The 12,403-nt window shown below is 67.3% G+C and carries 17 protein-coding genes and 1 other RNA gene; 6 read left to right on the forward strand and 12 right to left on the reverse strand.

Going from position 1 to position 12,403, the window contains the following annotated elements:
• From ATO6_RS19585 to ATO6_RS19635, 11 genes are all read right to left on the reverse strand, one after another.
• On the reverse strand, positions 1–1,095 hold the full coding sequence (locus tag ATO6_RS19585; RefSeq protein ID WP_088625736.1) for an ABC transporter permease: 1,095 nt from the start codon (positions 1,093–1,095) through the stop codon (positions 1–3).
• A gap of 57 nt (positions 1,096–1,152) precedes the next feature.
• Positions 1,153–2,757 (reverse strand): ABC transporter ATP-binding protein, encoded by a 1,605-nt coding sequence (locus ATO6_RS19590; protein ID WP_088625737.1) that lies wholly within the window; start codon positions 2,755–2,757, stop codon positions 1,153–1,155.
• A 100-nt stretch (positions 2,758–2,857) separates the two neighbouring features.
• Positions 2,858–3,853, reverse strand: coding sequence for a BMP family protein (locus ATO6_RS19595; protein ID WP_088625738.1), 996 nt, complete (start codon positions 3,851–3,853; stop codon positions 2,858–2,860).
• Positions 3,854–4,011: 158 nt separating this feature from the next.
• A complete protein-coding gene (locus ATO6_RS19600; protein ID WP_088625739.1) occupies positions 4,012–4,425 on the reverse strand; it encodes a GNAT family N-acetyltransferase in 414 nt (137 codons plus the stop codon).
• Positions 4,415–4,999 (reverse strand): tRNA (adenosine(37)-N6)-threonylcarbamoyltransferase complex dimerization subunit type 1 TsaB, encoded by a 585-nt coding sequence (gene tsaB / locus ATO6_RS19605; protein ID WP_088625740.1) that lies wholly within the window; start codon positions 4,997–4,999, stop codon positions 4,415–4,417. Before tsaB ends, ATO6_RS19600 begins: the two co-directional genes overlap by 11 nt.
• Positions 4,989–5,552, reverse strand: coding sequence for a NifU family protein (locus ATO6_RS19610; protein ID WP_088625741.1), 564 nt, complete (start codon positions 5,550–5,552; stop codon positions 4,989–4,991). The genes tsaB and ATO6_RS19610 overlap by 11 nt, the downstream gene beginning before the upstream one ends.
• 135 nt (positions 5,553–5,687) lie before the next feature.
• On the reverse strand, positions 5,688–6,329 hold the full coding sequence (locus ATO6_RS19615; RefSeq protein ID WP_176441019.1) for an MSMEG_1061 family FMN-dependent PPOX-type flavoprotein: 642 nt from the start codon (positions 6,327–6,329) through the stop codon (positions 5,688–5,690).
• A gap of 126 nt (positions 6,330–6,455) precedes the next feature.
• Entirely contained in the window at positions 6,456–6,905 is a 450-nt protein-coding gene (locus ATO6_RS19620) for a DUF2267 domain-containing protein (RefSeq protein ID WP_254919214.1), read from the reverse strand.
• A gap of 9 nt (positions 6,906–6,914) precedes the next feature.
• Positions 6,915–7,436, reverse strand: a complete 522-nt coding sequence (locus ATO6_RS19625; RefSeq protein ID WP_088625744.1) for an alpha/beta fold hydrolase — start codon at positions 7,434–7,436, stop codon at positions 6,915–6,917.
• A complete protein-coding gene (locus ATO6_RS19630) occupies positions 7,433–7,888 on the reverse strand; it encodes a universal stress protein (RefSeq protein ID WP_088625745.1) in 456 nt (151 codons plus the stop codon). Before ATO6_RS19630 ends, ATO6_RS19625 begins: the two co-directional genes overlap by 4 nt.
• A gap of 70 nt (positions 7,889–7,958) precedes the next feature.
• The gene (locus ATO6_RS19635) at positions 7,959–8,300 is read right to left on the reverse strand and encodes a hypothetical protein (RefSeq protein ID WP_088625746.1); all 342 of its coding nucleotides are present in this window, start codon (positions 8,298–8,300) and stop codon (positions 7,959–7,961) included.
• Positions 8,301–8,426: 126 nt separating this feature from the next.
• Here ATO6_RS19635 and rnpB point away from each other — a divergent pair.
• The 5 genes from rnpB (at position 8,427) to ATO6_RS19655 (ending at position 10,863) form a co-directional block, all read left to right on the forward strand.
• An RNA gene (gene rnpB, locus ATO6_RS19640) (RNase P RNA component class A) lies at positions 8,427–8,821 on the forward strand.
• 185 nt (positions 8,822–9,006) lie between these two features.
• A complete protein-coding gene (locus tag ATO6_RS25505; RefSeq protein ID WP_176441027.1) occupies positions 9,007–9,120 on the forward strand; it encodes a HupE/UreJ family protein in 114 nt (37 codons plus the stop codon).
• Positions 9,121–9,132: 12 nt separating this feature from the next.
• Positions 9,133–9,417, forward strand: coding sequence for a HupE/UreJ family protein (locus ATO6_RS19645; protein ID WP_176441020.1), 285 nt, complete (start codon positions 9,133–9,135; stop codon positions 9,415–9,417).
• Positions 9,392–9,583: a hypothetical protein gene (locus tag ATO6_RS19650; RefSeq protein WP_088625747.1), complete on the forward strand. Its 192-nt coding sequence runs from the start codon at positions 9,392–9,394 to the stop codon at positions 9,581–9,583. Before ATO6_RS19645 ends, ATO6_RS19650 begins: the two co-directional genes overlap by 26 nt.
• Before the next feature lie 119 nt (positions 9,584–9,702).
• Positions 9,703–10,863 (forward strand): sialidase family protein, encoded by a 1,161-nt coding sequence (locus tag ATO6_RS19655; protein ID WP_088625748.1) that lies wholly within the window; start codon positions 9,703–9,705, stop codon positions 10,861–10,863.
• Positions 10,864–10,907: 44 nt separating this feature from the next.
• On the opposite strand, the gene ATO6_RS19660 is transcribed toward ATO6_RS19655, so the two are convergent.
• Positions 10,908–11,615: a hypothetical protein gene (locus tag ATO6_RS19660; RefSeq protein ID WP_141102044.1), complete on the reverse strand. Its 708-nt coding sequence runs from the start codon at positions 11,613–11,615 to the stop codon at positions 10,908–10,910.
• A gap of 52 nt (positions 11,616–11,667) precedes the next feature.
• Between ATO6_RS19660 and ATO6_RS19665 the strand changes: the two genes are divergently transcribed.
• Positions 11,668–12,261: a TetR/AcrR family transcriptional regulator gene (locus ATO6_RS19665; protein ID WP_176441021.1), complete on the forward strand. Its 594-nt coding sequence runs from the start codon at positions 11,668–11,670 to the stop codon at positions 12,259–12,261.
• The last annotated feature ends 142 nt before the right edge of the window (positions 12,262–12,403 follow it).

Raw genomic sequence — 12,403 nt, forward strand, 5'->3', positions numbered from 1 at the left:
TCACGCCTCCCGCTTGCGCATGGCCATGAAGACCCGCTCCAGCGGGATCCGCACCATGTTGTCGAGCGCGCCGGTGAACAGGATCACCAGCGCCTGGATCACCACGATCAGTTCGCGCGGGATCGACGTCCACAGCGCCAGAACCGCCCCGCCCTGATAGAGGAACCCGAACAGCAGCGCCGCCAGCAGCACCCCGAACGGATGGTTCCGCCCCATCAGCGCCACCGCGATGCCGATGAAACCCGCACCCTCGGTCATGTTCAGGATCAGCCGCTCGGCCTCGCCCTGCGTCGTGTTGACGGCCATCATCCCGGCCAGCCCGCCCGAGATCAGCATGGTAACCACGATGATCCAAGTGGGCGAAATCCCGGCATAGCGCGCCCCGCTTTCCGAAAAGCCCTGCGCCCGGATCTCGTAGCCGAGCCTCGTCCGCCACAGCAGCAGCCAGACCGCCAGACAGGCCAGCAGCGCCACGAAGAACGTCACGTTCGCGGGCGCGCCACGGAACATGATCGTCTCGGCGGTCGAGAACATGTCGCGGAAGGTCGGCAGGTGCGTGGGTTCGGGGAACTTGGCGGTGGCCGTGTCCATGGACCCCACGGGCTTCATCACGCCGACCAGAAGGTAGTTCAGCAGTGCGGCGGCGATGAAGTTGAACATGATAGTCGTGATGACGATGTGACTGCCCCGCTTGGCCTGCAGGATGGCCGGCAGGAACGCCCAAGCCGCGCCAAAGGCCGCCGCCCCGATGCACGACCCGATGATCGCAAGCGACCAGTGCGGCCAGGGGATGTAGAGACAGGCCAGCGCCACGCCGAGCCCGCCGAGTGTCGCCTGCCCCTCGCCCCCGATGTTGAAGAGTCTTGCGTGGAAGGCGACCGAAACGGCGAGGCCGGTGAAGATGAAGTTGGTCGCGTAATAGAGCATGTAGCCCCAGCCCGACGACTTCATCACCGTGCCGTTCCACATCAGCGCGAAGGCCTCGACCGGGTTTTCCCCGATGGCGAGGATCACCAGCGCCGACAGGATCGCGGCCAGCAGCAGCGAGATCAGCGGGATCAGGACCACGTCGGCCCATGCGGGCATTCTATCCATTCCGCGTCCCCCGGTCCCGTTGCGCGGGCGTGGCCCTCGGTTCGTCCTGCACCACGCTCAATGCCCCTTCTCCGCCGCCACCTCGGCGGTCTTCTGTTCCAGTTGCCGGTCCACGGCCTTCCAGTCGGCCTCGCCCGGCTCGCCCTCGATCCCGGCCATCAACAGCCCCAGCTCGCGCTCGTCCGTCTGCGCGGGGTCGCGGAAGCCCATGATCCGGCCGTCGAACATCACCGCGATCCGGTCGCTGAGCGACATGATCTCGTCCAGTTCGACCGAAACCAGCAGGATCGCCGCGCCCTGATCGCGCAGGCGGACGATTTCCTGATGGATGAACTCGATCGCCCCGATGTCCACGCCGCGCGTCGGCTGGCCGACCAGCAGGAGGTCCGGGTTCTGTTCGATCTCGCGCGCCAGCACGATCTTCTGCTGGTTCCCGCCCGAGAAGTTGCGCGCGGCAAGGCGCGGGTTCGGTGGACGCACGTCGAACCGCTGCATCTTGCCCTCGGCCTCTTCGACGATGGCCGCGTTGTTCATCAGCGGACCGCGCCGCCACTTGGGATCGTCGTGGTAGCCGAAGATCGTGTTTTCCCACGCGGTGTATTCCATGATGAGCCCTTCGCGCTGCCGGTCCTCCGGCACATGCGCGATGCTCTTGCGGCGGCGCGACCGGCCGTCGGACCTGGCCCCCGACAGCGCGATCTCCTCGCCCAGCATCCGGACGCGGCCGGTGCCGCTCAGGATGCCGCCCAGAACCTGCATCAGTTCGGACTGCCCGTTCCCGGCCACCCCGGCGATGCCGAGGATTTCACCCCGACGTATTTCGAACCCGATGCCCTTGACCCGCTCGACCCCGTCGTCGTCGGTGACGCGCAGGTCCTCGACGGACAGCACCGTCTCGCCGGGTATCGCGGGTTTCTTGTCCACCCGCAGCAGCACCTTGCGGCCGACCATCAGCTCGGCCAGTTCCTCGGGGCTGGTCTCGGCGGTCTTGACCGTCGCCGTCATCTCGCCCCGCCGCATGACGCTGACGGTGTCGGTGATCTCCATGATCTCGCGCAGCTTGTGGGTGATCAGGATGATCGTCTTGCCCTCGGACCGCAGGTTGTCGAGGATCCGGAACAGGTGATCCGCCTCGGCGGGTGTCAGCACGCCCGTGGGTTCGTCGAGGATCAGGATATCGGCCTGCCGATACAGCGCCTTGAGGATCTCGACCCGCTGCTGGTGGCCGACGGACAGGTCCTCGATCAGCGCATCGGGATCGACGTTCAGCTCGTATTCCTCGGCCATCTGCCTGAGCGTCTTGCGCGCCTTGGCCAGCGACGGGCGCAGCAGCCGCCCTTCCTCGGCGCCGAGGATGACGTTTTCCAGGACGGTGAAGTTCTCGACCAGCTTGAAGTGCTGGAACACCATGCCGATGCCCGCGCGGATCGCGGCCTGGCTGTCGGGGATCTCGGTCTTCTTCCCGCTGATGAAAATCTCGCCCCGGTCGGCGCGGTAAAAGCCGTAGAGGATCGACATCAGCGTCGATTTCCCCGCCCCGTTTTCGCCGATGATCCCGTGGATCGTGCCCGGCATCACGCGGATGGAAATGTCCTTGTTCGCCTGAACAGGGCCGAAGGCTTTGGATATGCCCTTGAGTTCGATGGCGGGAGTGTCGGTCATGTGGTCAGGTCCCCGGACTGACGCGGCGCGGCCCGGCATCCGGGCCCCGCCTACATGGGAGCGGAGCGGCCCGCGAAGGCCGCCCCGTCAGGTCGTGCGATCAGAACGTCAGCGCCGGGCAGCTGTCGTCGGTCGTGTAGTCGTGCACCTTGATCTCGCCCGCGATGATCTTGGCCTTGGCGTCGTCCACCGCCGCCGTCATCTCGTCCGTGACGAGCGATGCGTTGTTCTCGTCCATCGCGACGCCAACGCCCTCTTCGGCGAGGCCGAGGATCTGGATGCCGGGTTCGAGGTTCTCGCCCGCCATCATCATCTCGTAAACGGCCACGTCGACGCGCTTGAGCATCGAGGTCAGGACCTTGCCGGGATGCAGGTGGTTCTGGTTGCTGTCCACGCCGATCGACAGGATGCCCTCGTCGGCCGCGGCCTGAAGGACGCCCACGCCGGTGCCGCCCGCCGCCGCATAGACGACGTCGGCGCCCTGCGAGATCTGCGCCTTGGTCAGCTCGGAGCCCTTGACCGGGTCGTTCCAGGCCGCCGGGGTGGTGCCGGTCATGTTGGCGATGATCTTGGCATCCGGGTTGGCCGCCTTGACGCCCTGCGCATAGCCGCAGGCGAACTTGCGGATGAGCGGAACGTCCATCCCGCCGATGAAGCCGACGGTGCCGGATTCGGACTTCATGCCCGCCATCATGCCGACGAGGTAGGAGCCCTCATGCTCGGTGAAGCCGATGACGTGCACGTTCGGCTGTTCGACCCAGCCGTCGATGGTGACGAACTTGGTGTCGGGATAATCCGGTGCGACCTCGGCCAGCGGCGAGGACATCTGGAAGCCGGTGGTGATGATCGGGTTCGCGCCCGCTTCGGCGAACTGGCGCAGGGCCTGTTCGCGCTGCGCTTCGGACTGCATCTCGATCTCGAGGTACTTGCCGCCGGTTTCCTGCGCCCAGCGTTCCGCACCGTTGAAGGCGGCTTCGTTGAAGGATTTGTCGTATTTCCCGCCGAGATCGTAGATCAGCGCGGGCTCAGCCGATGCGGCACCCGTCATCAGGGCGGCGGCGGCGGCAGCGCCAAGAAACTTGGTCATCAGGGTCATTGTAGTCTCCCGGTTGGTCGGGACGCGCGGTTGTGTCCGGCGCCCGGTTGGTCATCCGTTTCGGATTTGATCACGCGGTCAAGTTAGGACCATGCCGCGAAACGGCGTCAATAGCGAATTGGAATGACACGGGATCACGATCCGCAAGCGGCGCAACGTCAGGCAAGCGGACGGGTCAGAACCAGTGCATCCGCGACAGCGCCATCCGGTCCGCGATAGTAGGCACGACGTCGTCCGGCCTCGGTCCAGCCCGCCCCGCGATAAAGCGCGATGGCCGCATCATTGCCCGCTGCGACCTCCAGAAAGGCCGTCGCCGCGCCATTTTGGCGGGCGGTCTCGGCGAAGTCCGCCAGCAGGGCGGCGGCCCGGCCCTGCCTGCGGTATTCCGGTGCGACGGCAAGGGTCAGCAGTTCGGCCTCGTCCGCCACGACCCGGCCCAGCAGGAACCCGCCGGCATCGCCAAGCGCAAAGACATCCGTCCGCGCAAGCAGCGCATCGAACTCGGCGGCAGACCACGACCGGGGCATCGTGAAGCAGCGCGCGTGGAGCGACGCCATCTCGTCAGGCGTCATCGACGATCACCGGCGGCGCGTCCCGCGCGGGCGCCGCGTCGGCGGCCCTTAGATAGAGCGGCGCGGGCGGCGGACTGTCGGTCACGTCGGCCCCCGCCGCGATCCGCGCGATGCGTTCGGCCACGCTTGCGGGATCGGGGGGATACATCAATCCCTCCAGCCCCTCGGGATCGCGCAGGACCGGATCGGTGCCGGGCGCCTTGACATAGGCCAGCCCGCGCGGCGCGGGCACAGCCGCGATGGCCCGCGGATCGGCATGGTGGATGGCGTCGAAGCTTGAGACCCCGACCGCAGGCACGCCGAGCGACAGCGCCAGCCCGCGGGCCGATGCGACCGAGATGCGGATGCCGGTGAAGTTCCCCGGCCCCACGCCCACGCCGATGCGGGTCAGGTCGCGCCAGCCGATCCCGGCCTCGGCCAGCACCTCTTCGATCAGCGGGAACAGCCGTTCGGCCTGCCCGCGGCCCATCTCCTCGGCCCGGACGACGAGGATGCGGTCGCCGGACAAGACAGCGGCCGCGCAATGCGCGGCCGACGTGTCGAACCCCAGTATGTAGCCTGTGTCAGACGGCAACGGGCCTGACCTCGGTCACTTCGGGAATGTAGTGCCGCAGCAGGTTCTCGATCCCCATTTTCAGCGTCAGGGTCGAGGAGGGGCAGCCTGCGCAGGCGCCCTGCATGTGCAGATAGACGACGCCCCGGTCGAAGCCGTGGAAGGTGATGTCGCCACCGTCCTGCGCCACGGCGGGACGCACGCGGGTGTCGAGCAGTTCCTTGATCTGGCCCACGATCTCGCCATCCTCGCCGGTGTGTTCGGCATGGCCGGAGGCGGCGCCGCCTTCACCTGCCATGACCGGATCGCCGGACTGGAAATGCTCCATGATCGCGCCCAGCAGGGCGGGCTTGATGTGGTCCCATTCGACCGTATCGGCCTTGGTCACGGTGACGAAATCGGTGCCGAAGAACACGCCGCGCACGCCGTCCACGGCAAAGATGCGCTGTGCCAGCGGCGAACCGCCGGCCGCTTCGGCCGCCGGGAAATCTGCTGTGCCCGCGTCCAGCACGGACTGACCCGGCAGGAACTTCAGCGTGGCGGGATTGGGGGTGGATTCGGTCTGAATGAACATCTCTGGCGCCCCTTTTCGGCTGAGGGCTCCGATATGCGCCCCATGACCCCGGAAGTCAAGAATTAGAACCGTTCTAAAGGGTGCGCCCGCGAACAATGTGATACGGCGCGGCCTCTTCGGCCCTTGCCGGCCCGTTCAGTAAAGGCGCTCTTTGCCGTCGTTGCTGACCAGAGCCTCGAGATCGGCGATACTGTCCGACAAGCTGCCATGCACGCGCATCATCTCGGCCAGCGTGGGAACCTCCGACGTGTCGGGCCACTTGTCCTCGGACCACACACCGCCCCGGACAAAGGCCTTCGGGCAGTGGCTGAGAAGCCGGTTCACCTTGATCAGCAGCACCGTCTGGGGCGCCTTGCCGGAAACCGAGAGCATGTCGGCAAGACCGTCATCACGCACGAGGCGGGCCTCGCCCGATATCCGCAGGGTGTCGCGATGTCCCGGAATGACGCAGATCAGGCCGACCTGCGGGTTGCGGACGATGTTCTCGAACGCGTCGACACGGTTGTTGCCCAGCCTGTCCGGCAGGGCCAGCAGCGACGGGCCGAGCACCTTGAGGAACCCCGGCGGATCGCCCCGAGGGCTGACGTCGATCTGGCCATCGGGCCGCTGCGTCGACAGGAAGACAAGGGCCGTCTGTGCGATGAAGCGCGCGGCCAGTTCGTCGATATGGTCGATCACTTTGTTGCCCACGAACCGGGACGGCGCGTTGTAGAGCCTGCGCAGATCCGCCGGTGTCTCGACGACTTCACCGACGTCGTAGCCGAAAACGCTGGGCATGATCGTTACTCCTAGGACAGTGCCGGGCCAGCATGGCCTGTGCATGCCATCCGATCCAGTGCCGGGTTCGCAAATCGGCCGATCTAGGCAGTCCCGGCGGTTCGGACCGACCCGGCGCCGCAACCTTCACCTGATGCCGGGGGCGAGATCCTCGGGTGCGTATCCCTCCAGCCGCCAGAACGCCTGCGCCTCCGGCCCGATCCGGGCCAGCGCGCGGTCCAGGTCGCCGGGGCGGAGCGCGCGGTGCAGCGCGTATGAAACGGCCTCGACCGCGTTGTCGGAGACGAAGTTGTGATCGGCCCTCAGCGCGCGCACTTCGGCCAGATAGTCATCGGGCCCCGCCCATGGCAGCGGATCGGCGACACGCCAGCCCTGCACGAACAGCGCCCGCGGGACCGATGGCAGGACCTGTGCGAAATCCAGCGCCGTCTGGATGGACAGCCGTGCCCTGAAGGCGGCGAAGACACCTTCGGCAGCGGTATAGGCGACGTTGGAAGACGGGGTGTCCATGATCTCGCGGATGTCGTCGAGGAAGGCGGTCCATTCCTTGCCGGGGTGGCGGAAGGTCCACGGCATCGGCATGGCCTAGAGCTCAGCTATGGCCACCGCGACGGGCGAAAGCGCACCGGTCAGCGCGTGCCCGCCCGAGGGCAGTGGATAGCACCGGGCGTTCGGCAACGCCGCACCGAGGGCGGCGAGATGCGCGAAGGGCACCACCTCGTCGTCGCGGGCGTGGAACAGTCGGATGGGCAGGCGCGCCAGCGCCTCGGGGGCCCAGTCGGGCAGGGCATAGCCGGAGGCATCCCAGCCTGCGCCGGACCAGTCCGGGCAGGCCAGCCCGATCATGCCGCGCGGGGCGACCATGGGGCCCAGTTCGGCAAGGCATTTCAGCAGGTGCGAGGCGCCGAGTGAATGGCCCACAAGTATCGTGCTCGGCGGCAGGTCCGTCAGCGCGGCCTTGAGCCTGCGGCTCCAATGGGCGGGGTCGGGATCACCGAGGGACGGTGCGGTGATCGCGTAACCGTTCCCGAGCGCCGCCGTGAGTTCGGGCAGCGGCGCATCGGCGGGCGTGGCCCCTGCCCCATGGGCAAAGAACACGGGTGTCATGTGATCGCTTCGAGCCGTTCCTTGGACAGGTCGCCCGGCACGATGGTGACGGGAATGGGCAGGCTGCCCGAAGATTTGGCCATCTGGCTGACCAGCGGACCGGGACCGGACTTGTCGGTTCCCGCGCCAAGGACGAGGACGCCGATCTCGGGGTCGGACTTGATGTGGGCGAGGATCTCGGGCACCGCCTCGCCCTCGCGGATGATGAGTTCCGGGTCGATGCCCTGCCGGTCGCGCATCCACTTGGCGAAGACCTCGAAATGCGCCTCGATCCGTTCGCGGGCCTCTTCGCGCATCACCTCGCCCACGCCGATCCAGTGGCTGAACTCTTCGGGTGGAATGATCGACAGGATGGCCACACCGCCGCCGCTGCCGGCCGCGCGCATCGCGGCGAAGCGCATGGCGTTCAGGCATTCGCGGCTGTCATCGAGGATGACGAGAAACTTGCGCATGACGCGGCCCCTTCCTTGGAGCGCGATCATGGCCCAAGCGATCGTCAGCGTCCATCGGGAATGCGCGCCGCTACTGACTCCAGCGGAACGAGCCCGTCGGCTTGCCCTTCAGGTCATAGAACGTGCCCTTGCCCCCGGGCTGCACCAGATAGATCACGCCGAAGGCGCGGTAGGTAACCTGAAGGCCGTGCGCGGTCTTCTGCATCTGCGTGTCCCGCGGGGTCATCCGCGCATCCCGTAGGCACAGGCCGGAACTCGATTTGCAGGCCACGACCATGGGACTGTAGGGACCGCCGTTCCTGTCATGCCAGTCCGACCGGAAGGTGAGCGGCTTGCCCGCCGCGACATCCTGCGCGGCCAACGGACCGGCGAGGCCGATCATGGCGCAGGCGACAATGAAACCGCTTTTCATCCTGGAGATCCTCGCTGTCATTCCATCCGCCGACCCAGATAATCCGGAAAGACGACCCTGCGTCAACCGCGCGGACCCATGACGCGGCTTGACCGCAATGCGCACTCCGGGCTACCGGCAATGCGCGCGGAGGGCCGGATGGCCGCGGGCCCCTAGGGGTCCGAGGAAAGTCCGGACTCCACAAGGCAACGGTGCCGGGTAACGCCCGGCGGGGGCAACCCCAGGGACAGCGCCACAGAGAACAGACCGCCGCGCCTGTCGCGGCAAGGGTGAAACGGTGCGGTAAGAGCGCACCGGGGGACGGGCAACCGGACCCGCATGGCAAGCCCCACCGGGAGCAATGCCGAATAGGGATCCCGCGCGGGCCGGTCGCGTCAGCGATACCGCCGCAGGGCCGCCTTGGCCCAGGGGATCCGGGTTGGCAGCTTGAGGCGCCGGGGCAACCCGGCGTCCAGAGGAATGGTCATCGAACCGGGGGCGACTCCGGGGAACAGAATCCGGCTTACAGGCCCTCCGCGCATATGATCCATCGAAGACCGCGGGCCGGTGATGGCACTTGCCGCCACGACCGTTTGCGTCGGGCTGTCCGAAGCTTCCAGTCATGGAATACCCCATGCCGGATTCCCGCCTGCCCGACCGTGCCACGCTGGTGGCTCTGAGCTTCTCCCTCTTGGCGGGCGCGGACGTGGTCCATGCAGGCTAGGGCATCAACGGAGGCTTCGCCCCTGGCCTCTGGCGTCCGATCCTCGACTGGGACCACGTGGTGGCGATGGTGGCGGTCGGCCTTTGGGGCGCGTTCCTCGGCGTGCCCGCGATTTGACTGTTGCCTGTGGTGTTCCCGCTGATCATGGCCTTCGGCGGCGCTCTCGGGATCTTCCACGGCCATGCCCATGGCACCGAACTGCCGGAGGTCTTCAGCGCCTATGGCAATGCGGTCGGCCTCGTGATCGGAACCGGGCTGCTGCTCCTCGCGGGCATCGGTTTCGGCTTAATGACCCGCAGCGGGGCCGGCACGGCGGCCGTGCGCATGGCCGATGCTGATCGCGGGATTGCTTGTCGGCCTCCCGTTCGCGCTGACCGGGCAGAACGGCATGCTGATCATGGCGGTCGCGCTTGAGGGGCATGCGTTCACGGGGGTGCCACCGCTGACGCAGGCTGGCGTTCTGCTGATGGCCAACCTTGTTCCGCCACGCATCGCGGGACGGTGCCGGGTGGCGATGGAACAGGTCCCTGCCCCGTGGATGTGCATCATTCTGCTGGCACTCGAACTGCGCCCGAACTGACCTCACAGGTCATAAAGGTGTATATCAACGCAACGGCGCCTTCTCGCCGATGCGCGACCGCCGCACTGTTGCGAAAATCCGACCGCTGCTAGGCTCCGCCCAGTTCCGGGAGGTTCCGCATGTCACTGTCACCCATCACCCTGCTCGTCGGCACCACCAAGGGTGCCTTCCTCATCTCCGGCGCGTCCGACCGCACCGGCTGGACCGTCCGCGGGCCGTTCTGCGGCGGCTGGACGATCAACCACATGGGCGGCGATCCCGAGACCGGCACCATCTGGGCCGGCGGCGGCGGGGACTGGTCGGGCGCGGGCGTCTGGCGGTCCTCGGACGGCGGCGCGACATGGGAGGTCGCCAAGCTGACCAAGGGCCAGATGGACGACTGGGCGGCGAACGATCCCGACTTCGCCAAGATGATCGGCTGGACCGACACGCCGCCGCCCTTCGGCACGGATTTCTCGCAGATCTGGTCGCTGAGCCATGCGCACGGCACGCTCTACGCGGGGACCAAGCCCGCGAGCCTGCTGGCCAGCCGCGACGGCGGGGTGACGTGGGACAAGGTCGAGGGGCTGACCGATCACCCCTCCTCCGGCAACTGGGACGGCGGCGCGGCGGGGCTGGTGCTGCATTCCATCGTATCCGACCCCGGCGATCCGGCGAAGCTCTGGGTCGGCATCTCGGCCGCCGGGGTCTTCGCGACCGAGGACGGCGGCGCGACATGGGACCGGCGCAACCGGCTGGCCAATGCCGAGGCCTGCGCTCACACCGACCATCCCGCCGGACCCCGCGACGGCGAGACCGGGCATTGCGTCCACAACATCGTCCGCGCGCCGGGGGACAGCGACCTGCTCTACCAGCAGAACCACCACGGCGTCTGGCGGTCCTCGGACGGCGGGCGGAGTTGGGAGGACATCAACGCCGGCCTGCCCTCGACCTTCGGCTTTCCGATCCGGGTGCATCCGCGCGATGCCAGCACGATCTGGACCCTGCCGCTGAACGGCGACATGGAGGGCCGTTTCCCGCCCGATGCCGCCTGCGCGGTCTGGCGGTCCCGCGACGGCGGCGCCTCGTGGCAGGCGATGCGCGAGGGGCTGCCGCAGGAGGCGTGCTTCTTCACCGTGCTGCGGCAGGCGATGGCGGGCGACACGCGCGATCCGGCGGGGGTCTATTTCGGGACGAACTCAGGGTCGGTGTTCGGGACCACGGACGAAGGCGAGACCTGGCATGAGATCGCGCGGCACCTGCCGACGGTACTGTGCGTGGAGGTGCTGGAAGCCGTGTGAGACAGGCACATCCCGGCGACCCGAACCCCGACCGCCAACGCGGGCTAGGACGGCCCCGGCCTGAGCATCGCACGGCCCGGTCCGAACCCGAGCGGCGCACCATACTTCTGACCGAACCACACCCGCATCGCCAGTGCCGCGACCACGGTCAGGACCTGAAACGCCGCCTGCACGGTCGCGCCGTCGGGGACCAGCCCAGCCCATCGGAACAGGACGTAGAGCACCGTGCCGTGCACGGCGTTGAACAGCGCGGACACCGCGTTCAGGTGCCAGCCGAGCCACCAGCGCGGGTGCAAAGGCGCCCGGTACCGGGCGAAGGCGATCATGCCCGTGCCGAATGCCAGTCCGACCCATGACAGGGTCAGGGCGACGGGGTCCGGTTTCGCGAGTCCCGCGATCAGGACAACACCCCCGAGCAGCAGCATCACCGGGCCGAGGATACGGAACCACCGCCCCCGGAACCGCTCCGGCTCTCGCTTGAAGCGGATCGCGGTGTAGGCCAACATCGACACCGTTCCGATGCAGACCGTCAGATAGACCATCTGGACGACGAAGCCGGGATCGAACGGCCCCGGCCGACTGAACAGGATCGGTCCGACGGACAGGATGACGAAGATGAGCACGGCGAGGCAGATCTTGCCCGCCCCGCGATGCAGCGGCGACCCCTTCCGCGATCCGAGCGCCGCCCAGTAGGCCGCGAAGGCGATCCCTCCGATCACGATATGAACAATGAGTGCGGCGCCATGGGTCATGGCCATGCCTCCCGAAAATGGTTAACAAGCGTAAACTACACCAATGGTTAACATGCGTAAACCAAAATCCATATCCGATGAAACCAAGGGCGCGATCCTGGGCGCGGCGTGGCAGCTGATCGTCGAGCGGGGTCGGACCGACATCGGCATGGCCGAGATCGCGGGCGCGGCCGGGGTCAGCCGTCAGGCGGTGTTCTACGCCTTTGGCGGGCGCCCCGGCCTCCTGCTGGCCATGGTGCGGCAGAAGGACCGGATGAGCGATCATGTCGAACGGCTGGGGCGGCTTGCGGCGACACCCGATCCGGATCGCGAAACGCTGGCGGCCTATGCCGGGGTCTGGCTGGACTACCTGCCGATCATCTACCCGGTCGGCATCCTGCTCGACGCCGCCAGCCTGACCGACGAAGACGCCGCCGCCGCGTGGCGCGACAGGATGATCGACAGCCTGCTCGGCGGTTTCCGAAGGCTTGCGGCGGCTGTCCATGCGAAACAGCCCTTCGATGACGACCCGCTGAGACTGGCCGACGCACTTTGGGCGCAGGTGCATCCGACAATGTGGCGGCGGCTGGTCGCGGAATGCGGCTGGAGCCCCGAGGACTTCCGCAAGAGGCAGATGGAGATGTGCCGAGGACTGATCGGACTTTGAATGGTGCGTGTGAGGCCTGACACCCGGATCTCAGGCCCACAAGGGATTTCGTTCGACTCCTGTCGCCGACCAGCCGGATCGAACGCCTGTGTATTACCCCGGCAGATGTCTTGATCATGTCCGGCCACATGCCCCGGTCTGG

The organism is Oceanicola sp. 22II-s10i (assembly GCF_002210105.1).
GTDB lineage: Bacteria > Pseudomonadota > Alphaproteobacteria > Rhodobacterales > Rhodobacteraceae > Pseudooceanicola.

What these genes read in the sequence shown, in the direction of transcription:
- ATO6_RS19660 (WP_141102044.1), bottom strand. Translation starts at nt 11,615, where the DNA reads ATGACCCATGGCGCCGCACTCATTGTTCATATCGTGATCGGAGGGATC.
- ATO6_RS19610 (WP_088625741.1), bottom strand. Translation starts at nt 5,552, where the DNA reads ATGTTCATTCAGACCGAATCCACCCCCAATCCCGCCACGCTGAAGTTC.
- ATO6_RS19665 (WP_176441021.1), top strand. Translation starts at nt 11,668, where the DNA reads ATGCGTAAACCAAAATCCATATCCGATGAAACCAAGGGCGCGATCCTG.
- ATO6_RS19625 (WP_088625744.1), bottom strand. Translation starts at nt 7,436, where the DNA reads ATGACACCCGTGTTCTTTGCCCATGGGGCAGGGGCCACGCCCGCCGAT.
- ATO6_RS19595 (WP_088625738.1), bottom strand. Translation starts at nt 3,853, where the DNA reads ATGACCCTGATGACCAAGTTTCTTGGCGCTGCCGCCGCCGCCGCCCTG.
- ATO6_RS19655 (WP_088625748.1), top strand. Translation starts at nt 9,703, where the DNA reads ATGTCACTGTCACCCATCACCCTGCTCGTCGGCACCACCAAGGGTGCC.
- ATO6_RS19620 (WP_254919214.1), bottom strand. Translation starts at nt 6,905, where the DNA reads ATGCCGTGGACCTTCCGCCACCCCGGCAAGGAATGGACCGCCTTCCTC.
- ATO6_RS19635 (WP_088625746.1), bottom strand. Translation starts at nt 8,300, where the DNA reads ATGAAAAGCGGTTTCATTGTCGCCTGCGCCATGATCGGCCTCGCCGGT.
- ATO6_RS19630 (WP_088625745.1), bottom strand. Translation starts at nt 7,888, where the DNA reads ATGCGCAAGTTTCTCGTCATCCTCGATGACAGCCGCGAATGCCTGAAC.
- ATO6_RS19600 (WP_088625739.1), bottom strand. Translation starts at nt 4,425, where the DNA reads ATGACGCCTGACGAGATGGCGTCGCTCCACGCGCGCTGCTTCACGATG.
- ATO6_RS19615 (WP_176441019.1), bottom strand. Translation starts at nt 6,329, where the DNA reads ATGCCCAGCGTTTTCGGCTACGACGTCGGTGAAGTCGTCGAGACACCG.
- ATO6_RS19585 (WP_088625736.1), bottom strand. Translation starts at nt 1,095, where the DNA reads ATGGATAGAATGCCCGCATGGGCCGACGTGGTCCTGATCCCGCTGATC.
- ATO6_RS19590 (WP_088625737.1), bottom strand. Translation starts at nt 2,757, where the DNA reads ATGACCGACACTCCCGCCATCGAACTCAAGGGCATATCCAAAGCCTTC.
- ATO6_RS19650 (WP_088625747.1), top strand. Translation starts at nt 9,392, where the DNA reads ATGCTGATCATGGCGGTCGCGCTTGAGGGGCATGCGTTCACGGGGGTG.